General features: G+C 44.8%; 21 protein-coding genes. 9 read left to right on the forward strand and 12 right to left on the reverse strand.

Features of this window, described 5'->3' with window-relative positions; translation table 11 throughout:
• Positions 1–104: 104 nt before the first annotated feature.
• The 4 genes from Q0785_RS10400 (at position 105) to Q0785_RS10415 (ending at position 3,550) form a co-directional block, all read left to right on the forward strand.
• On the forward strand, positions 105–434 hold the full coding sequence (locus Q0785_RS10400; protein WP_223637390.1) for a general stress protein: 330 nt from the start codon (positions 105–107) through the stop codon (positions 432–434).
• 251 nt (positions 435–685) lie between these two features.
• Positions 686–1,741, forward strand: coding sequence for a hypothetical protein (locus tag Q0785_RS10405; RefSeq protein ID WP_223637403.1), 1,056 nt, complete (start codon positions 686–688; stop codon positions 1,739–1,741).
• Between the two features lie 339 nt (positions 1,742–2,080).
• Positions 2,081–3,247, forward strand: coding sequence for an acyl-CoA dehydrogenase family protein (locus tag Q0785_RS10410; protein ID WP_223637420.1), 1,167 nt, complete (start codon positions 2,081–2,083; stop codon positions 3,245–3,247).
• A 3-nt stretch (positions 3,248–3,250) separates the two neighbouring features.
• Entirely contained in the window at positions 3,251–3,550 is a 300-nt protein-coding gene (locus tag Q0785_RS10415; protein WP_223637423.1) for a DUF3219 family protein, read from the forward strand.
• A gap of 45 nt (positions 3,551–3,595) precedes the next feature.
• Here the strand turns inward: Q0785_RS10415 and Q0785_RS10420 are convergent, their stop codons facing one another.
• From Q0785_RS10420 to glgB, 8 genes are all read right to left on the reverse strand, one after another.
• On the reverse strand, positions 3,596–3,856 hold the full coding sequence (locus Q0785_RS10420; protein ID WP_223637426.1) for a DUF3006 domain-containing protein: 261 nt from the start codon (positions 3,854–3,856) through the stop codon (positions 3,596–3,598).
• A gap of 4 nt (positions 3,857–3,860) precedes the next feature.
• A complete protein-coding gene (locus tag Q0785_RS10425; protein WP_223637440.1) occupies positions 3,861–4,991 on the reverse strand; it encodes an MBL fold metallo-hydrolase in 1,131 nt (376 codons plus the stop codon).
• A gap of 94 nt (positions 4,992–5,085) precedes the next feature.
• A complete protein-coding gene (locus Q0785_RS10430; RefSeq protein ID WP_223637442.1) occupies positions 5,086–5,895 on the reverse strand; it encodes an SDR family oxidoreductase in 810 nt (269 codons plus the stop codon).
• 19 nt (positions 5,896–5,914) lie between these two features.
• Positions 5,915–8,302: a glycogen/starch/alpha-glucan phosphorylase gene (locus tag Q0785_RS10435; protein WP_223637445.1), complete on the reverse strand. Its 2,388-nt coding sequence runs from the start codon at positions 8,300–8,302 to the stop codon at positions 5,915–5,917.
• A gap of 15 nt (positions 8,303–8,317) precedes the next feature.
• Positions 8,318–9,745 carry a glycogen synthase GlgA gene (gene glgA / locus Q0785_RS10440; RefSeq protein WP_223637448.1) on the reverse strand — a complete coding sequence of 476 codons (1,428 nt, stop codon included), beginning with the start codon at positions 9,743–9,745 and terminating at the stop codon, positions 8,318–8,320.
• A complete protein-coding gene (locus Q0785_RS10445) occupies positions 9,742–10,764 on the reverse strand; it encodes a sugar phosphate nucleotidyltransferase (RefSeq protein ID WP_223637451.1) in 1,023 nt (340 codons plus the stop codon). Before Q0785_RS10445 ends, glgA begins: the two co-directional genes overlap by 4 nt.
• Positions 10,761–11,909, reverse strand: a complete 1,149-nt coding sequence (locus Q0785_RS10450) for a glucose-1-phosphate adenylyltransferase (protein WP_223637454.1) — start codon at positions 11,907–11,909, stop codon at positions 10,761–10,763. The genes Q0785_RS10445 and Q0785_RS10450 overlap by 4 nt, the downstream gene beginning before the upstream one ends.
• The gene (gene glgB / locus Q0785_RS10455) at positions 11,899–13,767 is read right to left on the reverse strand and encodes a 1,4-alpha-glucan branching protein GlgB (protein WP_223637457.1); all 1,869 of its coding nucleotides are present in this window, start codon (positions 13,765–13,767) and stop codon (positions 11,899–11,901) included. Before glgB ends, Q0785_RS10450 begins: the two co-directional genes overlap by 11 nt.
• 230 nt (positions 13,768–13,997) lie before the next feature.
• Here glgB and Q0785_RS10460 point away from each other — a divergent pair, with 230 nt between their 5' ends.
• Both Q0785_RS10460 and Q0785_RS10465 read left to right on the forward strand, forming a co-directional pair.
• On the forward strand, positions 13,998–14,576 hold the full coding sequence (locus Q0785_RS10460; protein ID WP_223637475.1) for an SCO family protein: 579 nt from the start codon (positions 13,998–14,000) through the stop codon (positions 14,574–14,576).
• A gap of 3 nt (positions 14,577–14,579) precedes the next feature.
• Complete coding sequence (locus tag Q0785_RS10465; RefSeq protein ID WP_223637477.1) at positions 14,580–14,909, forward strand: hypothetical protein; 330 nt, start codon at positions 14,580–14,582, stop codon at positions 14,907–14,909.
• Positions 14,910–14,947: 38 nt separating this feature from the next.
• On the opposite strand, the gene Q0785_RS10470 is transcribed toward Q0785_RS10465, so the two are convergent.
• The gene (locus Q0785_RS10470; RefSeq protein WP_298829470.1) at positions 14,948–15,997 is read right to left on the reverse strand and encodes a lactonase family protein; all 1,050 of its coding nucleotides are present in this window, start codon (positions 15,995–15,997) and stop codon (positions 14,948–14,950) included.
• A gap of 264 nt (positions 15,998–16,261) precedes the next feature.
• Between Q0785_RS10470 and Q0785_RS10475 the strand changes: the two genes are divergently transcribed.
• Entirely contained in the window at positions 16,262–16,822 is a 561-nt protein-coding gene (locus Q0785_RS10475) for a shikimate kinase (protein WP_298829472.1), read from the forward strand.
• Positions 16,823–17,005: 183 nt separating this feature from the next.
• Here Q0785_RS10475 and Q0785_RS10480 read toward each other — a convergent pair whose 3' ends face one another.
• Positions 17,006–18,415 (reverse strand): hypothetical protein, encoded by a 1,410-nt coding sequence (locus Q0785_RS10480; protein WP_298829474.1) that lies wholly within the window; start codon positions 18,413–18,415, stop codon positions 17,006–17,008.
• Between the two features lie 305 nt (positions 18,416–18,720).
• On the opposite strand from Q0785_RS10480, the gene Q0785_RS10485 reads away from it, so the two are divergent.
• On the forward strand, positions 18,721–19,629 hold the full coding sequence (locus Q0785_RS10485) for a proline dehydrogenase family protein (RefSeq protein WP_298829476.1): 909 nt from the start codon (positions 18,721–18,723) through the stop codon (positions 19,627–19,629).
• Between the two features lie 452 nt (positions 19,630–20,081).
• Here the strand turns inward: Q0785_RS10485 and Q0785_RS10490 are convergent, their stop codons facing one another.
• Together Q0785_RS10490 and Q0785_RS10495 are read right to left on the reverse strand one after the other, a co-directional pair.
• Positions 20,082–21,020 carry a ring-cleaving dioxygenase gene (locus Q0785_RS10490; RefSeq protein WP_298829477.1) on the reverse strand — a complete coding sequence of 313 codons (939 nt, stop codon included), beginning with the start codon at positions 21,018–21,020 and terminating at the stop codon, positions 20,082–20,084.
• 116 nt (positions 21,021–21,136) lie between these two features.
• A complete protein-coding gene (locus tag Q0785_RS10495) occupies positions 21,137–21,874 on the reverse strand; it encodes a hypothetical protein (RefSeq protein ID WP_223637503.1) in 738 nt (245 codons plus the stop codon).
• A gap of 296 nt (positions 21,875–22,170) precedes the next feature.
• Between Q0785_RS10495 and Q0785_RS10500 the strand changes: the two genes are divergently transcribed.
• A complete protein-coding gene (locus Q0785_RS10500) occupies positions 22,171–23,166 on the forward strand; it encodes an alpha/beta hydrolase (protein WP_298829481.1) in 996 nt (331 codons plus the stop codon).

Consider the following 23,166-nt stretch of genomic DNA (forward strand, 5'->3'; position numbering starts at 1 on the left):
CAATTTCCTCCAGTATACCTGACTGACAAAAGATCCTCTTGTTTAAACTCCCCACTGCCGTGGTATGCATACTAGTAAGATAGAAATTATTTGGAGGGATTACTTTGACTTTAAAAATGACAGTCGAAAACGCAGTACAGGCAAAAAAGGAAATCGAAAAATTGGAAACGCAAGGTTATTCACTCGATAACATCTACATCTTTGCACATGACAAAAAACGCGGAAAAGACATCACGAAGGCTTTGGATACAGAAGAAGTCGGCGTCAAAGAACAGGGATTCCTGGACAGCATGAAAAACATGACCAGTTCACGCGGTGACGAGCTTCGTGCAAAATTGGCAGCTGCAGGCTTATCCGATCAGGAAGCAGAGCAGTATGAAGAAGAACTTGATAAAGGAAAATTGGTTATTGTTGCAAATAAAGACGTAGAATAATCGAGTATCAAAGCATCGCCGAAACAATCGGCGATGCTTTTTTTTGCGCAGGAGCAATCATTTGAATTTTCTTTTTTACTATCTTAATATGTTATTTTTATCCATTTATCTCAGTAGGTATATAGAGTTATATACAGTTTTAATGCTCTTTTCCTGTTGTATACGCTTACTTCTTTTGCTATATTTAGATAGGGATTTTTTAATTTTTAAAAAACTTGCTATTGTATTAATTCGCACCAAGGGGGAACAACATGAAAAGTTTAAAAATGGGGAGTGCCTTTGCCGGAATTATTGTCGGAGCTGGATTCGCTTCTGGACAAGAAATTCTTCAGTATTTTACCAGCTTTGGCCATATGGGGACTGTGGCCGCCATCCTTTCAACTGCTTTATTTGCTTATTTAGGCATGAGCTTGACTCGACTAGGCAGCCGAATGAAAACTACATCACATAAAGAAGCCATTTTTGGCATCAGCGGCAGACTCGTTGGAACAATCGTCGATTATATCATCATCCTCACCCTGTTCGGTGTAGGCGTAGTGATGATTGCGGGAGCCGGATCCATCTTCTCTCAGCAATTCAATCTACCGGCTCCACTTGGCAGTACGGTCATGGTGATTCTGGTAGTTCTGACCATTATGATGAACGTCCAAAAAGTCATCGCCATCATTGGCAGCATCACGCCATTCCTGGTCGTCGCTGTTGTTGGATTAGCTGTCTATAGTTTATTGACGATGGATTCGTCGTTTAATGCACTGGACCCAATCGCCAATGAACAGATGTCGGCATTGCCAAACTGGTTCCTGTCCGCCATCAATTATGTTTCATTTAATATTGCAGTGGGTGCTTCGATGGCTATCGTCATGGGCGGAACTGAAAAAGATGAAAAAATCGCAGCACGCGGCGGGCTTATTGGCGGACTGATCTTAGGTGCCATGATCATTCTGAGCCATTTGGCAATTTTCTCTAAAGTGGATATTGTCGGCAGCGCAGAAATGCCGTTGCTGCAAATTGCCGATGACCTTTCACCGATTCTCGGAGTGATTATGTCATTCATCCTTTTCGGCATGATCTACAATACCGCTGTCAGCATGCTGTTTTCATTCTCAGCGCGCTTTGTCGTACTGGGAACCAAAAAATTCCGTATTTTTGTTATCATCGTTGGTATTGTGGCTTACATATTAAGTTTTGTCGGGTTCACGAAGCTTGTAAGTATGTTTTATCCAATCGTCGGTTATCTCGGCCTGTTCCTTGTCGTAGCCCTAATTGTTGCCGATATCCGAAAAACGCACAAAAAGAAACTCCAATAAGTGAAGTTTCTTCCTCACTGATACTTAAGCCGCCAAAGCATGCAACACTGCTTTGGCGGCTTTTTTATGGTACGGTGGATAAAGAAAAGCGAAGGCACCCGTGGAGCTCCGACAGGCTTAAGGCAGAACTGCCAAGCGGTGTTTCTGTGCCGCTGGGTTGGGCTGACTTAAGACCCCGAGGAGCTGGGTGGCGCAGCTGGACAAAGAAAAGCGAAGGCACCCGTGGAGCTCCGACAGGCTTAAGGCAGAACTGCCAAGCGGTGTTTCTGTGCCGCTGGGCTGACTTAAGACCCTATAGAGCTCCGCAACTCGATAAAGAAAAGAAGAAGGAGTCTTTTTATGAATCAATTTATCAAAACACCTGAACAGCAAGCGTTAGTCGATCAACTCCGTGTCCTTCAGCCCGTTTTTCAGGCGCGTGAGCCGGAGCTGGATGCACGCGGCTCCTTCCCTTTCGAAAACATCAAAGACCTGAAAAAAATGAATTATCATACCTTGACCTTGCCGAAAGAATCCGGCGGCCAGGGACTTGGATTGTACGAATACGTATTGGCACAGGAAGCCATAGCGGAAGGATCCGGAGCGACGGCTCTCTCCATCGGCTGGCATGTCGGCATCGTTCTTGAGTATGCAGAAAATCGCCATTGGCATGCCGAGTCAGCGGAATGGCTGATGGCAGAAATCGCAAACGGTGCGCTCATCAACACCGCCGCTACAGAAGCGAATGCCGGCAGTCCTGCCCGTGGCGCTTTGCCGCGCACTACAGCAGTTACCGAGGGGGATCAGTATATTGTCAGCGGAGAAAAGACCTATACTTCCATGGCACCTGCACTCAATTATATTTTCGTGACTGCTGCTGCGGAAAATGATGAAGTCATCACGGTCATCATTCCTCGCCACGCCGAAGGGGTATCGATCGACGAGACCTGGGACATGCTGGCGATGAGAGGTACAGCGAGCCACACACTGGTCCTCAATCATGTCCGAATTCCCAAAACACATGTATTAAAACCTTCCGGCTCGGCTGCAGCCGCTAAAGGCTGGCTGCTTCATATCCCTGCCTGTTATATCGGAATTGCCGCGGCTGCAAGAGCCTACGCAGTTGAATTTGCAGCCAACTACAGTCCAGCATCTCTCGGCAAGCCGATTGCGGAAACTCCTGCTATCCAACAGACCATCGGTGAGATGGAACTTGAGCTTACTACTGCCCGCCACCTTCTGTACGGTACTGCAGAGCGCTATGTTCTTGCCGATGATAAGGCAGAGATGGATGAAGCATTGAATGTCACAAAAATCGCTGTCACCCATGCGGCAATGGGTGTAGTGGATAAGGCGATGAAAATTGTCGGATCCCGTGCCCTTTCAGAAGACAATCCGATGCATCGCCATTACCTGAACGTCCGTGCCGGACTCTATAATCCGCCGATGGAAGACATGGTAAAAAGCCAATTGGCGGCGCAGGCAATCCAAAGCTTTACCCAACACTCAAAATCAGAGGTGAAATAAACGATGGAAACCATTATTTGGATCAATGATACTGAAGTCCACGCGTTAAACTTGAAAGAGGAATTGATTGAAGACCCCCATTCCAACCAGAAGAAAAGAAAAATTTCTTTTGACTTCAAAGTAACCAGTGAAGAATACCATGACATTGCGGTATTGCTTTATGAAATGAATTTTCGGATCCGCGTTCCGGTACAAGAACTGGAATTTAACGCGGCCATCTCCAATTATTCGACATCCATCACTGATTTATATAAACCCGGCCAAATTGCCGATTACTACTTGGAGTTAATTGAACAAGCATAACTATCAAAAGAAGCCCGGAACCTTTTACAGGTAACGGGCTTCTTCTCATTTCCGCTTAAAGCGGCTTCCTTTTTTCTTCGTTCGAAGCCTTGTTATCAGCTCTTCAGCTTGTTCCCTCTTGGCCATGGACGTTTCTTCATCCAAGGTGACTGCCAATTGGCCATTTTCTGCATCGATGGTAAACCAGGAGTTGATGTGACTTCCTTCAGGCAAGCGATTGGCTGGCAAAACAAGTTCGATTCCTTCTTCTTCCACTAGGATGACTGCGTGCCTTTCATCCTCAATCCGGTCCAAAATCCCTTTCATTTCATCACCCTCCTACGCATGCCAGACCCTGCTCTTGAATAGCACTCAGCGTCCCTTGGCCGATTCCTTTGATATCCAGCAATTCTTCGACACGCTCAAACGGACGCTGCTCGATGATTGCCTTAGCATAAGCTTCACCGATTCCTGAAATCTCCTGCAATTCCGCTGAGGAGGCTATATTTAAATCAATACACCGATTTTCTCCTTCAGTCGGCACACCTTCCTGTTGGGTCAATACGTTATAGGACGTGCCATCCGTTTTAACAACAATGGTGCCATTGACGTCTGTCCCATACACTTCAGCGCCTGCATTTTCCGCAGCAGCAATCACTTCTGCATGCGGATGTCCGTACGAATTATCGGCTCCCGCACTGTAAATCGCCACTTCAGGCGTCACTGCTTTCAAAAAGGCAGGGCTTGTCGACGTATTGGAGCCGTGATGGCCTAAATGCAGAATTTCGGCATCTAAATCCATGCCGCTGTCGATCATTTCCTGTTCCTGCTTGACGCCCGCATCACCTGTGAAAACAAAACGAACATCACCGTAAGTCATCTTTAACGATACCGACTCTTCGTTTGCTGCACCGGTGATTTCGTCTGGATACAGCACGTCAATTTGCATTGAACCCACATCAAAAGTGTCACCGCTTCTCGGTTCCACATACTCAGACCCGCTCGCTTCGATGGCTTGAAGCACATTGAGGAATGTATTGGAGCTGCTTGTGTTGCCGGACATCCATACTTCCCCAACCTCGAATTCACCAATTACCTGTGCCAGCTGCCCGATATGGTCGGCATCCGGATGAGTTCCGATGACGATATCGATATCGTTGATTTCCTGCTGCTTCAAGTAATCCACGGCTTCTGTCGAATTCCAGTTGCCGGCGTCGATCAGCATTGCAAACCCGTCGAATTCAAGCAATGTGGAATCCCCTTGTCCGACATCGATATAATGTACCGTCAATCCATCCAATGCCGCTTCCTCTCCAACAGGTTCCTCAGGTTCTGGTTGTTCAATTTCCTGATCTGTTTCGTTGTCATTGCGTTGTTCCACCGGTTGCTCGACTGATTCTGTACAAGCTGCCAGCAAGATGAAAATCACAACTGCCCATAAGGCCCATATAATCTTTTTCAAAAACTCACTCCTCTTTCTCCAGTGAATTTTACCATATACAATAGAGAAATAAAAAAGCAGGCCAAGAAAAGTTCCTGGTCCTGCTTACCTTGCTTCACGTAGACATATAGTCCCCGCCGTTCATATGGAGGAACTGGCCCGTCATATATGAATTTTGCGGATCGGCCAAAAATACATAGGCTTTAACCAACTCATACGGCTGACCCGGGCGCCCGGCCGGCACATCTTCACCAAAGTCGTCGCCGACATCGGGATATAAATCACCGAAGGTTTTGGTGATCAACGGAGTCCAGATCGGTCCTGGAGCAATGCCGTTCACGGCAATTTCCTCACGCACTAAGCGCCGGGCCAATGACCTGGTCATTGCCACCATCGCCCCATTGGCTCCTGCATAGTCGATGAGATCGGAATGACCGCGGTAAGCGTTGATGGAGGCGGTATTAATGATGCGTGACCCTTTCTTTAAATGCGGCAATGCCGCCCTCGTCAAATAGAACATGGCGAATGCCTTGATTTCAAAGGTTTTCAGCATCTGTTCATCCGTGATATCCAAGGGTGAAGTCTGGGGATATTGATAGCCCGCATTATTAACCAGAATATCTACTTGGCCAAACTCGGTTAAGGTGAATTGGACCAACTGGTCACAGTTCGCCGATTTCCCTAAATCACCACTCAACGCCTTGGCTTTGCCGCCATAGCTTTCAATCAGTTCAATGGTTTTTTGGGCTCCTTCATCGTCACCGAGGTAGCCGACCACTACTTTTGCCCCTTCCTTGGCGTATGCGATTGCGACGGCTTGGCCGATGCCGCTGCTGGCACCTGTGACAATCGCTACCTTGCCTGCCAGCGCTCCACTGGCTTTATAATCCTTTAAATCGGTGTTGTCGAATTCCTTATCCGCCATGTTCCCACCCTTTCAGCTTCTAATGTACACTTGGAATCTTCGTTAAATGCCAAACATCATCTGAATATTGCTGGATGGTACGGTCACTGGAGAAAATGCCGGAAGCTGCGATGTTTTTGACACACATTTCCGCCCATTTCTCCGGTTGTACATAAGCATCCAGAATTTGTTCATGCGCTTTGGAGTAGCTGCGAATATCCTTCAGCACAAAGTAAGGATCACGATCTTCCAGCAGCTGATCAACAATAAAGTCGACATTCGTTTTACCTTCTGTCCATTCCCCTTTGACCAGTTCTTCCATCAACTGTGCAAGTTCCGGATCCGTTTCAATTATTTCTTGTGGATTGTAGGACTGTTCCTTCTCATGCTGCATCACCTGTTCAGCACGCATACCGAAAACAAATGCATTTTCTTGTCCTGCTTGCTCAAATATTTCGACATTTGCGCCATCAAAAGTGCCGATCGTCAATGCACCATTCATCATCAATTTCATATTCCCAGTTCCGGAAGCTTCTTTAGAGGCTGTCGAAATCTGTTCACTGACATCTGCAGCTGGAATCAGGTATTCTGCTTGGGTAACATTATAATTTTCTACAAAAACAACATGGAGATGCTTTCTGACCAATGGGTCACTGTTCACTTTCGCTGCCACTGTATTGATCATTTTGATGACTTGTTTCGCAAAATGGTAACTTGGTGCTGCTTTCCCTCCAAAAAAGAAGGTTCGCGGATATGGCCGATATGTTGCATCCCGCTTAATCCGATCGTAGAGCATCTGGATATGCAGGATATTCATCAATTGGCGTTTATAGCCATGGAACCGCTTGATGTGAATATCGAATATGGAATCGGGATCCACAATAATATTCTGGTTTCGTTGAAGGTGGTGAATCAACTGCTCTTTTTTCAAGCTTTTGATCGCCTGGAAGTCTTGAAGAAATGAATGATTTTGAGCGAAATAATGCAATTCGCTTAACCGCTCAGGTTCTCTGATCCACTGCGGCCCAATCGTTTCCGTAATCAACCCGGACAACTCCCGGTTAGCTTTGATCAACCACCGGCGATGCGTAATGCCATTGGTTTTGTTATGGAATTTATCGGGGAATTGTTCATTTAGTTCTTTCATCTCACGCTTCTTCAAAATCTCCGTATGCAGTTTTGCTACCCCATTCACTTTATAGCTGCCCACTACCGCCAACACCGCCATCTTTATGACACCATTTTCGATAATGGATAATTTGTGGAGGGCTTCCTCGTCTACAGCTTGCTGCTGCAGACTTTCTTTAAAGCGCCGGTCGATTTCTTCAATGACCATATAAATTCTTGGAAGCAAGGATTGGATCAACCGACTGTCCCATTTCTCCATCGCTTCTTCCAAAATCGTATGATTTGTATAGGAAATAGTGCGGGTTGTAATATCCCAAGCTTCGTCCCAACTCAAGGCATATTCATCTACCAAGAGGCGCATCAATTCAGGAACCGCCAGAGCCGGGTGCGTATCGTTGATTTGGATGGCAACATTCTCTGGAAGTGCCTCTATATCAAAACTGCGGTTGTTTAAAATGGTTTGAAGTGACGCGCTGCACAGGAAATACTGCTGTTTCAGGCGGAGGATTTTTCCGGCATCGAGTGAATCATCAGGGTAAAGCCGATCCGTGATTTTAGCGGTCTCGTGTTCATAGACTGCATAATCTTTATCACCCGGAAATGGGCGGTCTGAAACTTCCGCCTGCCATAACCGAAGCGTATTGACAGTACCGCCATTTGCTCCGACCACTGGCATGTCATAAGGCACGGCTTTGACCCACTCTGAATTTTCCACTCTAATCTTAAGCCCATCCAATCCCATGACCAATTGGACTTCTCCATAATAAGGGATGTCCACCGCCAATTCTTCGCGGCGAATGTCTACATTATTTTCTTCCTGTATCCATTGAGTAGGCTGCTCGGTCTGGTAGCCGTTAACAAAATGCTGGGTGAATAGGCCACCTTTATAGCGCAGCCCAAACCCATGTCCAGGCAATTCAAGGGAAGCCAGCGAGTCCATAAAGCAGGCTGCCAATCTTCCAAGGCCGCCATTGCCAAGTCCAGGCTCTATTTCAAGCTCTTCTATCTCTGACAGTTGAAAGCCCAGCTCCTCCAACCCTTCCTTGACGAGTTCATAATGATCTAAATTGATCAGATTTTGTCCCAGGACCCGTCCAATCAGAAATTCAATAGAGAAATAATATAATTGCTTTTCATTATTTTCTTTATACAATTGATTGGTCCGATTCCAACGATCCTGTATCCATTCGTTCGTCATTTCCCAAAGTGTCTCATAAGCAAGTTCTGGCGTTTTTTCAATTCTCTTGTGTTCCATACGAGTGACAAAGCTTTTTTTGAACTCTTCTTTGGAAGAAAACATAATTGGCACGCCCCTTTAAATTATCCTTTCATAGAGTTTAGCGTATTCTGCCGCAGAGCGCGACCAGGAATAATCACCTTTCATCCCATTTTTTTTGATGGCCTCCCAATGTTCCGGCTGCTGATAAAAAGTCAGGCATCGGCTAAGGGCGAGGTCGAATGGCTTGTCCTGTGAAAAATCGCTTAAAAACCCATTGCCGGTCTTCAGGTTTTCATCGTATTCCACTACAGTGTCTTTCAAACCACCTGTTTTATTGGCTACAGGAACTGTTCCATACCGCATCGAGATCAATTGGCTCAATCCACAAGGCTCAAAATGCGAAGGCATCAGAAAGATGTCAGCACCCGCATACAATAGATGGGCGAACGCTTCGTCAAAGCCGACATGGACGTAGACCTTATCCGGAAAATTGGCTGCCAGTTCGTGGAAAAACTGTTCGTACTGCTCTTCGCCAGAACCCAGCAATACAAACTGGACATCTTCTTTTTCCAGCAAGGCAGGAAGCACCTGTTGCAGCACATCAATTCCTTTTTGTCCTGCCAACCTGGAAATCATTGTCATCAATGGCACGTCTCCACGTTCCGGAAGAGCCGCCTTCAGCTGAATTGCCCGTTTATTGGCTTGTTTCCCTTCCAGATTCATCGCATCAAATTGCCGTTCAATGGCTTGATCGGCTGCGGGATTATAGACATCTGTATCGATTCCATTTAAAATACCGACCAGATCCTGTTCTTTCTTCTGCAGAAAACCATTCAGCTTCTCACCATAAAAATCCGTCAAGATTTCATCTCGATAGGTAGGGCTGACAGTGGTCACTTTGTCCACATAGGAAATACCTGTCTTTAACGCATTGAAGTCGCCATTCCATTCCACAACACCATCATCGTAATAACGTTCATCCATTTCGAAGTTTTCTAAAAATATCTCTTTGGCAAACTTCCCTTGAAATTGCAGATTATGAATCGTCAAAACGGTTTTTATCGCTTGAATCGACGCATATCGATCGTCTTCCTTCAATAGAAATGGAACCATGGCAGTATGCCAGTCATGAACATGAATCAGGTCAGGCTGCTGTTCCTGCCGCTGAATAATCTCCAGCACCGCCCGGTTGAAAAAAGCATATCGTTCCGCATCATCTTGCTGGCCGTAAATCTTGTCTCTTTTGAAATAGCTGTCGTTTTCCACAAATAAAAATTTCACACCGGCATGAGCGTATTCATAGACGCCAAATGTTGATTGCTGGCCTTTAAAATCAAACTCGATCGTTTCTTGCAGATGGAATTCAGATGTGTGTTCTTCTGAAATCAAACTATACTTCGGAACGATGACGTTGATTTCATGGCCTAATCTGCTGAGTTCTTTCGGTAATGCCCCCATCACATCAGCCAGTCCTCCGGCTTTTGCAAATGGTGCACATTCTGCTGCTGCCATTATGATTTTCATCGCATATCCTCCTTAGTGACCTTCTCCCCTTTGCGTAAAACGATCGGTTGTTCAGCTGTTCCGTGTAAAACCACCCCTTCACCGATATAGACATCTTTATCCGCAATCACATAAGACAGATCACAATTTTCTTCAATCACGCATTTTTGCATAATAATGCATTTCTCTAAACGTGCATTTTTCTTAATGTTGACTGCCCGGCTGATGATGCTGTCACTCACTTCCCCCATGATGGTGCTGCCGTTGGCAATCAGAGCCCGTTTGACACTTGATCCTGTAACATATCGCGTTGGAGGTTCATCTTTCACTTTTGTATAAATAGGCCGGCCAGGGAGGAACAGCTGTTTTCTATTTTCTTCATCCAGCAATCCCATCGAGGCCTGGAAATAGCTTTGAACGGAATCGATAATGGCAAAGTAACCTTTGTATTCATACTGATTGAATGTATAGGGGCTCTTCTTCAAATTGACTACATCTTCCACACTTACCACGTTTTTGTCACGGTGAGTCTGAATCAATTCGACTAGGAGGTCTTTGGATAAAATATAATTCTTCAAGGAAACCCCTTCACTCACAGCTTCTGTGATGTCTGCACCTGATTCGATGTGATGATTCAGCATCTCTCTGAAATCCAATTGGTTGACGACGAAGCCGTTGGTGACGATGGCATAAGGTTGTATGCTTTTTGTGAAAAATTGCATATGCTCTTCCAATCCCGCAAACGCGCCTACCGTGGATAAGCCTCCATCCCGCTGTGTGATCGGAAGGAAAAACAATCCATTTTTTCTTCTGTCCAAATCCCAGCTCTTGCCGACTCCAATATGATCCAACAGAGAAGCAAATGGAGAAGAAGGAAATACGCCAACCGTATTTACACCGGAATTGACAAGATTTGATAAAGGAAAATCGATCAGCCGGTAGCGTCCGGCAAAAGGTACAGATGAAATGGCCCGCTGGATCGTTAAATCCTGCAGCCCTTCTTTTTTAACAGATGTGTCGACTACAGCCAATAAGTTCATTTTCCGACACGCTCCTTCCATTCATCCAATTGCTCTTGGGTCAATAAGATCACTTCATCCTGTTGGCCAGGAATTTCAAATCCTTCCGGCACGTCTAATCTTGGCGGTACAACAGCCCGATGAAGCTTGGCACCTTTGCGGATCTTCGCACCGCTCATGACCACACATTCCGACACCGAGGCCTCTTCTTCAATCGTTACGTTTTGAAAGATTACGGACTTGAAAACCTTACCGGAAATTACACAGCCTTCATTTACCATGGAAGCTTGAACATCGCCGGTTTCGTTGATGACCTGTGGAGGCAGCTGTGGATTTGAAGAGAAGATCCGCCAACCCGGATCATGCAGGTTCAGGCCGGAATTCAAATCAAGCAGATCCATATTGGCTTCCCAGAGGCTTTCAACGGTTCCAACATCTTTCCAATAGCCTTTAAACGGATAGGCGACCATTTTTTCGCCCTTCTCCAGCATGGCTGGCAGAATGTCTTTCCCAAAGTCATGGGAGGAAGCCTCATTTACGTTATCCGTCTCCAAATACTCTTTTAACTTCTCCCATTTGAAGACATATACCCCCATAGACGCTAGATTGCTTTTCGGCTTTTCCGGTTTTTCGTCAAATTCCATGACGTCCATACTGTCGTTGACGTTAACGACTCCAAATCGGCTGGCATCTTCCCAAGGAACTTCCAGGACGGAAATCGTTACGTCTGCCTCATGTTCTTTGTGGTAGTCCACCAATGCCTCATAATCCATTTTATAAATATGGTCTCCCGATAAAATCAGCACATAGGCCGGGTCACAGGACTTCAGGAAACTGATGTTCTGATAAATTGCGCTGGCTGTCCCCGCGTACCATTTGATGCCATCTATTTCTGCATACGGCGGAAGCATGGTCACTCCGCCATTGCGGCGATCCAAATCCCACGGTGTTCCCAACCCGATATATTGATGCAAAACATGCGGCTGATACTGCGTCAAAACCCCGACGGTTTCAATTCCTGAATTGGTACAATTGGACAACGGGAAATCGATGATCCGATATTTCCCGCCAAACGGCAGCGCTGGCTTTGCTATCGTATACGTCAGTGATTTCAACCGGCTTCCCTGTCCGCCGGCCAACAGCATTGCGATTACTTTATCGTTCATTTGGCTCCACTCCCATCCTTTTTTGTTTCCACACATTCATCGTAAATGCAGGCAAATCCAATACTACGGAATAGGGCAAGTCATCATATGGATCATCTGCCGCTCCGACAACAGCTTCCGGGTAGTCATTTCCTGTCGTAAAGATTTTTTCGTACTCCGTGCTTTTCGGGACACCCAACTTAAAGTTTTCATAATGATTGTCCGAGAAGTTACAGACGATTATGCATTCGTCCTCCGGCATATATCCTCTCCGAATAAAGGCAGCTACGCTTTGCTCATGGTTATCCGCGTCAATCCAGGAAAAGCCGTCCGGATGATCATCCAATTCAAAAAACGCTTTTTCAGTTCTGTAGAAGGCCAGCAATTCTCTTGTGAAATCAGCCATTTTTTTATGCTCTTCCATTTCCAAAGAAAGCCAATCCAGTTCCGGTTTAAATTCCCATTCTTCGAAATGCCCAAACTCCTGACCCATGAACAGCAATTTCTTTCCCGGGTGGGCACTCCAGAAACCGAGCAGCAGCCTTAGTTGAAGAAATCGCTCATCCAACGTTCCCGGAAGCTTGTTCAACAAAGAACCTTGACCATTCACCACTTCATCATGGGAAAGCGCAAGAAGATAACGCTCTTCATACTGGTACATGAGGGAAAAGTTCATTTTCCGATGCACTTCAGAACGTTTATCAGGCTGCGTTTCCATGTAATCCAGCGTGTCGCGCATCCAACCAAAATTCCATTTGTAATGGAAACCGACTCCCCCCTCAGAAACCTCATGTGTCACTTTCGGATAATGCCAGGCATCTTCTGCAATTAATATTGTTTCCGGATAAAATTCCTTCAAACTATCTGTCAGCTTCTGAAGGAATTCAACACCTTCAACATTATGAGGGCGTTCTTCTCTGTTGGGGATGAACAGCAGACAGACCAGTGCATCCATCCGTATGCCATCGAATTTAAATTCATTCAGCCAATAGTGGGCACTTGATGTGAGAAAGCTGACAACCTCCCCTTTCTGGACATCGAAATTCAATGTGCCCCAATCCGGATTGGCGCGCCGTTCCAACCGCTCTTCCTCATATAAAGGCGTGCCATTGAATAGAGCCAGCGCATGTTCATCTACACAGAAATGGCCTGGAATCCAATCCAGAATCAACCCGACTTTATTTTCGGCACATTTGGCGATAAAGTATTTCAAATCATCAGCATTTCCATATCGGCTGGTCGGCGCAAAATATCCGGTTGTCTGATAGCCCCAGGACTCGTCCAAAGGATGCTCTGTAATGGGCAGGATTTCGATATGGGTAAAGCCCATATCCAAGATATAGGGGATCAGCTCCGAAGCCAATTCACGGTAATTCAAAAAACCACCTTGGGCATTACGCTTCCATGTCCCGATATGTAATTCGTAAATAGCCATCGGCTTTTCAAAATGATTTCTATTTTGAATTTTTTTGTGTTGCAACACAGTTTTTGACCAAGTGTGCTTAGCGGCTGCTGCCACAACCGATTTGGTTTTCGGCCTCATTTCACTCGCTTGTGCGTAAGGATCGGATTTCCTTACTATTTGCCCATCCGAAGTTTCAATGATGTATTCATAAGAATATCCAATCAGTCTCCCAGGAATCTGTATATGCCAGATTGTCGGATCCAAGGGGTGCTGCTCCATTCCAAAGATTTCTTCCACGTCGCTTTCAGGATTTGAACAAGCTACGTTTACGCCAACTGCACCCGGAACCCATACAGTGAATCTTGTTTCATCTTCAGTGACATGCGCTCCAAAGTATAGATACGCATCTTTCATCAGTCCAGCATGGAAAGAATCCAGCTTTTCCTGCGTCAGAAGGCTTTGCAGATCATTCATCTTCACACCTCCAAAATTTTAACAGTCCCGTGTCCCCTTTAATTCTACATAAGCCATGTAAATCCCTTGTTAAGAAAGTTAATTGTCCAAAAATTTAGTTAAATTAAGAATTTTTCGGTATTTCCGTTCGAAATGTCTACACATTTCTTTTTCTTTATACCCTTGTTTGGGGGAAGAATATCCACTACGCTTAGGAGGATATCCGATTATTGAAAGAGAGGCTGAAATTTTTGCGAAACTATAGAGGACTGTTACTGGCTGTTTTCTTCAGCATTTTTTTGGCTGCATGCAATCAGGGCATTGAAGACCCCCTCAAATGGGAAATAGAGGATTTTACATTCACCAATCATAACAATGAAGATTTCGGCTTAGCCGATCTGGAAGGTGAAGTATGGTTAGCTGATTTTGTTTTTACTAATTGCACGACCGTCTGCCTGCCGATGATGGCGAATATGACAGATTTGCAGGCACAATTAAAACAGGAAGGCCTCGATGTTCAGATTGTTTCGTTCAGTGTGGATCCTGCATTTGATAAACCGGAAATCCTGAAATCCTATGCGGAAAATTACGGAGCTGATTTATCCAGTTGGAATCTGTTGACGGGCTATACCCCACAGGAAATCGATGAATTTGCTATGGATAATTTCCAGACTTTAGCCCGGAAGCCTGAAAATGACGATCAAGTCATTCATGGGACTTCCTTTTATCTAGTTGACCAAGCTGGCGTCATCATGAAAGCCTATGACGGATTGAACCCCCCGGTCGAAGAAATTTTGGCAGATGCGGAAATCCTATTGACGGAGGAATAAGACATGGCAAAGAAAAAAATCTGGATAGTTGCGCTGCTGCTTGCCGCCTTCCTTTTGCTGCTGCTTTTCTTTATCCCGAGAGAAAATATGCCGGCACCCGAAAGCCGTGTGATTCTGGAGCATACCTTCAGGACCTATATTGCACCTTCGTGTTTTGAACAGGCTGACGCTACCAACTTTTTGGAAGAATCAACTCTGGAGCAGGCACAGGAACTCAATTATCCTCCGCATTCTTCCTGTACTGAAAAAGCATTCGAAGGAAATCAGGACAGCGGCTTTATCCGCCTGCTGAAAGAATTGGACATCATGGAAAAAGAATCGCAGGATTGGTAATTAAAAAACAGGCAGAGAGTTTTTCTCTGCCTGTTTTTTTACCGTCTCGACCTGATGACTTTGACGCAAACCGGAGCGGTCGTCTGGACAATATTTTCGACTGTGCAGGGAGCACCTGATCGCCCCATTTTCAAAGCCGCGAGCGTATGGGAATTTTCGTTCGCCACTACAAGCCATTCATCGCCGGGAATTATGGCGAAATGCCTTGGCCCTTCTCCTCCCGCCCCTGCTAACCCGATGTTCTCCAACGTTCCATTATCTTGTATGGCAAATGTGGCGATGCTGTCATGCCCTCGGTTCGATGCATAGACATACCGGCCATCACCCGAAACAGCAATTTCCGCACTGGTATTTTGTCCCTGGTAGTTGTCGGGCAATAAAGGCAGCAACTGCAGGAAATCCAATTGGCCTTGCTGGCTGATCTTGTAAACCAACAGTGTGGAATTTATTTCATTTAGTGAATAGACAAACGGTTTTGTCGGGTGGAAGCTTAAATGGCGGGGGCCAGCTCCTCCTTCTGCTTGGACAGTATATTGAAGTGTCAATTTTCCGGTATCGGAATTCAGCTTATAGGTGGTGATGGTATCATTGCCCAGATCCGAAACCAAAAATAAATTCTTCCCCGGAACTTGTATGACCGAATGCGGATGAGCAGCATCCTGCCGCTCTTTATTCGGACCGGAACCTTCATGTCTCACAGAGTCCGCCAAGTCTCCAATTCCACCATCTGCACGTAGAGAGTGAACGTTAACTGTAGCGCCGGAATATGTAACAGACAGGAGCCATTGTCCCGTTTCGTCAATGGTGATATGAGCCGGATGATCGCCATTGGACGATTGTCGATTGAGTTCCACTATTTTTTTCGCATCCGGATGAATCCAATAACTGACCAATTGGCCATCCCCCACCTCACTGGTGGCGACAAAACTTGTACCATTCGGGTGGATGGCGAGAAAAGAAGGGCGTTCAATGCCCGCCATACCAGCCAACTCGGTCAATTCCCCGCTGGCCTCTTCAAATTTCCAAAGTTTGATACCTGGTTCTTGTTCTGATGAATACGATCCTGTCAGCAGAAAGCTGGCTGCCATCAAATTCCTCCTTGACTAAATGATATGAAACAACGTTGGTACCCTCTATTATTCTGCAGAGTCTACACTGACGGGTTGAGGTGACTAATCATCCACACAGATTGCCTTTCATTGGTCCCGAAGAAAGAGTCGAAAAAGACCTTTTAAGACCAATTGCTTCATTTTGCTTATCAATTCTATAATTCCCGTGAATTTACGGTACAGATGAGGTAAAGTTAGCTATGAAACCTGACCAATTCCACTAAAAGAGAAAGAAGGTTGCTCATGAGAAATTTCGGTTTATCCATCCGTGAAAAAAGCATTGTCTGCATCGGCTTTATGGGAGTCGGCAAAACAACCGTCGGCAAATTGCTGGCCCAAAAGCTCTACCGGAGCTTCATTGATATTGATGTCGAGATCGAGAAGGAATTTACTATGTCGATTCCGCAAATATTCGAAGTTTACGGTGAACAGGCATTCCGGGCCAAAGAGAAAGAGTTGATTGTGAAATACAGCCAACAGCCCTTGAATATCATTTCTGTTGGCGGCGGAGCTTTTCTGCAAAAAGAAATACAGGACATTTGTATGGCCAATTGCATCGTCTTGTTTCTTGATATCTCATGGGAGTCGTGGAAAGACCGAATCCATATTCTCGTTGACAACCGGCCTTTGTTAAAAGGACGTTCTCTTGAAGATATGAAAATACTGTTTCTGGAACGGCAATCGATTTATTCATTAAATCATTCCAAATTCCAGGTGGATAATTTCCAAGCAGAAGAAGCGGCTGAGTATTTGGCTGACGCGTTGAAATTATCCTGGGAGATCCACGCCCCCCAGCCAAAGTGAAAATCGAACCCGCCATCTATGCATGGCGGGTTTTTTCGTCGGCAAGCACTTCCCTCACCACCCTCCTTGTTTTAATATTCAGTTTAGTGGAAATTATACGCCATCAATTATAAGCTTTCAATTTTGAGCATGATGAAAAGAGCATGAGGGCATTTAAAGACCCCCATGCTCTATGAATTTCCATCACAAATGAATAACTGTCTGAATGAATAATTGGACCATGATATAGAAAGCGGCAGCGAACTTTAAATTGAATTGAAGACCGTTCCGGATTCCGCTCAATCCATTCACACTGCTCAAGATAATCACAGGCATGACAAAAGGTGACAATATGATGGAGATGACACTTCCCGAAGTTACGGCCAGCACCACTAATTCGGGAGGATACGGAAAAGGAATCGCCTCCAGGACTCCCGTCACCAACACGATAACCGGCAAAGGGCCCAATCCGATAAAGCCCAATAAAATGACTATAAACGGGACCAGGAACAGAATATTCAGGACTGGAATGATTCCAGTCAAAAAATTCATGCCGCTGATTACATAATCTCCGACATCCGATTGATTCAACGCGTAGATAAGCACCCCTGCTGCCATCAAAATACTGAACTGCTGTGCTTGTTTGGCAATGCCTGCTGAGAAATAATAGCGGGTCTCCACAATAAAACTAGAAGTTCTTCCTTTAATCAAAAAGTAGAACAAGGTCCAGACAAGAATGACCAACGGGATGGTCAGTAAAAATTCCAATCCCGTTATTTCGTGGACGAGAAAAATAGTCCCGAACAAAGAAACGAATAGAAAGACAAATTCCGCAACATCCTTGTTCCACTTTCCGGGATTCCGTGAATTCTTCATAGCTATATCGATTTCCTGCCGTAAAACAAAAGAAAAATCGACTCCGTATTTCTTTTCCTGGTAATAGGAAAAGATTACGGATAAGATTGTTCCTGCTAAAGCGAAGGCGAATCCCAGCACCATCGACTTCCACAGGGTCGCTTCCAATGCTTCCACCGCAAAGATGAAACTCGGGATACTGATGACCCATAAAGTGGAAAGTCCAAAGCCGCGCAAAATGGCTGTTCCTTTAAAATTCTCCCATGCTTCATCTTTATGTTCCTTTAAAAAAGTATCAATGAAGCGATACATCATCGGCACTACGCCAAACAACAGAAAATGGGAGATGACTTGTGTCATTGCCATCAGGCCAAAGTAGAATTTCTGGCTCCTATTGAGAAAATTATGGGCGAAACTCATAATCTCTTCAATATAAGGCTCTTCCTTCAACACCCAACTGATCATAGGAACAATCAACAGCAAACCGATCAAGTTTCTCATTTGCTGTAATCCATGAATCAAATCAGCTCCGAATGAATCACTTGTAAAAAATAAGACGACTAAAGCCATAAGAACAAGGAATAATTGCAATTGAATTTTCTTGAATGGCAGAAAAAGAAAAGCGGATACTAAAATCAGAACACCCAAAACAGAGAGCATTCCGGTTAAAGCGGCATTCTCATAAAAGTAAGTGACAAAATGCACCAAAGCATATGCCGAAACTGAAAAGATAAATCCTCTAGCAGCTTTCCGGTTCATTTCACACCTCCTCTGACGACTTTCATCATCTTTCCCCCATTCTACACTTTTTTAACAGCCAATTATTTCAATCCCATGGTTTCCAATTAAGTTTTAAATCGAATGAGGGAGACCTGCCTTAAGGTTTCCCGATGTTTCTTAAGATTTTTTGTTTTCAGTTAATCTGTGATATGCTCTGAGATAACAATGAATTATACAGCAACTTCCTCCGGAAAATAAACTGTATTTCATTGAGCAAAGCATTTCCCTGTTTTATCGGCTCGGCTTATCGATGACATGTTCTAACAGTATGGGAGGAATTAACCGTGGGTGTAACAAAAAGTTTTTTCATTGCGCTATCCAAAAATCAGCCATTAAACAGTGCCGCTAAAAAATGGGGCTTGAAATTAGGCGCTGGAAAAATGGTTGCAGGTACTGACATCCAAAGTATGATGCAGTCCGTAAAAGAACTGAATGCCAATGGCATCAGTGCAACAATCGATAGTCTTGGCGAATTTGTCCGCACTAAAGAAGAAGCGACAAAAGCCAAAGAGGCCATATTGAACACATTGCAAGCCATTCAGACTCATGGTGTGAATGCCCATATGTCCGTTAAATTAACGCAAATTGGCCTTGACGTCGATCCTGCTTTCTGTCTGAAGAACATCCAGGAAATTGTGGCAGTTGCTGCCAACTATGATATTTTCATTAATTTGGATATGGAAGATTACGACCACCTGCAACAAACACTCGATATTCTCGAAGCCCTGCTCAAGGAATACGATAATGTCGGTACCGTTATCCAAGCCTATTTATACCGATCCGAAAAAGATGTGGAGAACTTGCAGAATGTCCGTCTCCGTCTCGTAAAAGGCGCGTATAAGGAAATTGCAGAAGTCTCCCTCCAGGAGAAAGAAGAAATTGATGCAAACTATTTGAAGCTCATCAAGCTCCACCTTCAAGCTCCTGGATATACATCAATCGCAACACATGATCATCATATTATTGAACAGGTCAAAACATTCGTAAAAGAAAAAAATATTCCACTGGATCGCTTTGAATTCCAGATGCTGTACGGTTTCCGTTCCGAGATGCAAAAAGATTTGGCAAAAGAAGGTTATTCCTTCACTACCTATGTGCCTTTTGGTCAGGATTGGTATGCCTATTATATGAGAAGATTGGCTGAACGGCCTCAAAACATCAGTTTGGCGTTGAGAAGCTTAATATCGAAATAAAAAAAGCACTTCCGAATTTTTTCGGAAGTGCTTTCTTGTGTCCAGCTCCAGCCCCCAGCTCTTTGGGTCATAAGCCAACCCAGTGTCCAGTTGCAAGTGCCCAGCTCCTTGGGTCATAAGTCGACCCAGCTGTGTGGCAAAGTGCGCCACCCTGCTGGTCCGCCTTATGCCGGTCAGAGCTGAACAGGCACTTTCACTTTTCGTTATGTCCAGCTCCAGCGCCCAGCTCTTTGGATCATAAGCCAACCCAGCTATGTGGCAAAGAACGCCACTTCGCTGGTCTGTCTTATGCCCGGCAGAGCTACACGGGCGCTTCTGCTTTTCTTTGTGTCCAGTTGCAAGTGCCTAGCTCTTCGGGTCATAAGTCGACCCAGCTGTGTGGCAAAGAACGCCACCCTGCTGGTCCGCCTTATGCCGGTCAGAGCTGAACAGGCACTTTCACTTTTCGTTCTTCAATCCAAATTTCTTACTTGGATCGGCGGGAGTTCGCGTTGAAGGTTTTTTCTGTGTCTTTCGTATTGCGCTGGCAGCATCAATGCTTCTCCCAGTGCTTCCGGCGATTCGTCGATTGCAAATCCTGGGGGATCGGTGGCGATTTCAAAAAGGATGTCTCCATATTCCCGGAAATAGATAGCGTTGAAGTAATTGCGGTCCTGAACCGGCGTTACCCCGAGTCCGTATGTTTCCACTTGTTCTTTCCAATCTAATTGATCCGCGTCGTCCTGCGCGCGCCAGGCGATGTGATGGACAGTTCCTACACCCATCTGCCCTGTGCCAACTCTGGATAGCTTGACATCAATGATGTTGCCGAGATCGCTGGCTGCGCGGAAACGCATAAGGTCATTTTCTTCCCCTATTTTTTCGAGGCCCATGACCGTTTCCAACAACTCTGCTGTTTTTTCTGAGTTGGCTGTGTATAAAGTGGCACCACCAAACCCCTTGATGGCTACTTCTTCCGTTACTTCACCAATTGCCCATGTATTTGGTTCACCTTGCTGTCTTTCAACCAATTCCAAATGCAAACCGTGCGGATCATCAAATGACAGATAAGACTCTTCAAAGCGCGTTGTTTTTGTAAAGGGCACCTTGAATTTCCCGAATCTCTTTTCCCAGAATGCTAGAGCCCCCTCTGGAACTGCATAAGTGGTGACACCAACTTGGCCATCCCCAATTTTCCCTTTATAAGCATTTCCCCAAGGGAAGAACGTGATGATGGTTCCCGGTTTTGCGGTTTCATCCCCGAAATACAGATGATAGGTACCTGGATCATCAAAGTTTACTGTTTTTTTGACCAGTCGCAACCCCAAGACGCCGGCATAAAAATCCACATTTTCCTGCGGATCCCCGACAATTGCAGTAATATGATGAATTCCCATTGATTTTTTTGTCATTGTGCAGCACTCCTTCGTTATATTCAACTCTACTTGCCTATCTTATCATTCTATTATCTCGAATTAAAGATATTCACTCGAAGTTCTAAAACTGATGTTCATCTGTACAAAACGCTTTATTTTGGAAGATTGTCTTCATGCTTGTTCATCTGCTTTTGCTTTTGATCTTTGATTTGCTCTAAATCTTCCTGATCTTCTTTTTTGTCTTCTTCGATTTCCTCTTTTCTTTCTCTTTCCTCAGACTTGGACATGTCCGAATTTTCCTGTTGTTCTTCCACCTGATCTTTTTGCTGCTCTTTGACTTCTTCTATTTTTTCCATATCCTCTTGATACTGTTCTTCCACTTCTGAAGTGGACGGAAGGAATGGCTCATCGTTATAGTCTGTTCTTCTGCCGTAGCGAAGCATTTCATAGATAATCAGACCGTTATTCGGCATTCCGTTGGCTGTTTTCATCGGCACGATATCAAACACTACATAATAGAATGCATAAAAGACAAAACGATCCCAAAACGTTGCATATTCTTCCAGCATGCCATTTGCTAACAAAGCGTTTATCGTAAATGCCACAACCATATTCACTAAAATCGGACCTGCATAAAGGGATATATAAGCAATCTTTCCTTCTCTTCTTAATGAATCATACGAAAACCAACTATATAGATGGTAATATTTTCGTATATCGAACATCCCTATTTTAACAATTCTTGGTCCCGAGCCAATCGTCATTCGTGGGTTTTTAACCCCTACTATTAAACCCATTATTAAATAACCCGATTCCCGTAAAAAGACGACTACGGGTAAAATAATAAATGCAGAAATTATCAATGCGATCAAATCGGCTATTCCAAACATTTACTCACTCCCTTTAAAAGTTTAAAAAAGCCATACCTGCTTAAGTACCCCCTTTATATTGCATTCCCGCTTATACCCTATTACAAATATATTTCATTTTCATAAATATAATTCGTTGGTCACTGTCTTTATTCGTGTTAGCATAGCTATTATATAAAGAAGTTCAAGTAATTGTCTTAGCAGTTAATACCTGTGGGTACGGGCAATACTTTAACCGAGTAGGCCACTAGCTGACCGGATTTCTTTTTATCTTATTTATATCATACGCGAAAAATTCACTTTAAAGGACGGATACTGTGGGAACTCAAACTGGACGTCAAAAGCGAAAAAAATGGATTGTTTTTTTTACGTTGATTGCTCTTTTATTTGCTGTGGTTGTTTTTGAAGAAATTACTTCATCTCCCGATGCTTCAGCGTCTATCCAAATCTCAGGCTCTGCGGCTTTCAGCCCTCCCCCCGATATCCATGAAATCAATGAACGCGTTAAGGTTGTAAAAAATTTAGTATACAGCGATTCAAAAAACAGCCTTTTGGATATTTATCATCCTAAAGACGCTTCCGCTTCGATGCCGGTCATTTTGTGGATCCATGGAGGAGGCTATGTTGGGGGTTCTAAAGATAGCCGCCAGGATTACGCTATGGCTTTGGCAGATGCCGGCTACGTAGTCGCGAACATCGATTACGCACTGGCTCCAGCATCTCTCTATCCAGGTCCAGTGCTGCAAGCTAACCAGGCGCTTGCTTTTATGCAGCTTCACGCTGCTGAATATGGTGGTGACATGGAACGCGTCTTCGTAGGAGGCGATTCTGCGGGTGCACAGATTGCCAGCCAGGTAGCCGCTCTTATATCAAATGTAGAATTGGCGAAAACGATGGCCATTCAACCGGCCATCGCCAATAGCCAGCTTCAAGGAGCCTTGTTATTATGCGGCTTGTATAACCTGGATACTGTCCGAGCCACCGCTTTTCCAAACATCGACCTTTTTCTTACAGCCTATACAGGTGCCGAACCATTCGAGTCGTTTCCGAGAATCGATGAGCTTTCCACTGTCCAGCATATCAGCCCGAACTTTCCGCCTGTCTTCATAACTGTCGGCGATGCGGATCCATTCGTTTCCCAGTCTGCTGAATTGGTCGAACTGCTGCAGGCCAATGAAGTACAGGTCAGCTCGGTCTTTTTCGAAGGCACCCAGAAAAACCTGAAGCATGAGTATCAATATGATTTGAGCACAGAGGACGCACGGAGCACGCTTGAAAAAACCCTTCAGTTTCTTTTTGTCCATGGTAAATAA

This window comes from uncultured Planococcus sp. (assembly GCF_947501725.1).
GTDB classification, from domain to species: domain Bacteria; phylum Bacillota; class Bacilli; order Bacillales_A; family Planococcaceae; genus Planococcus; species Planococcus donghaensis_C.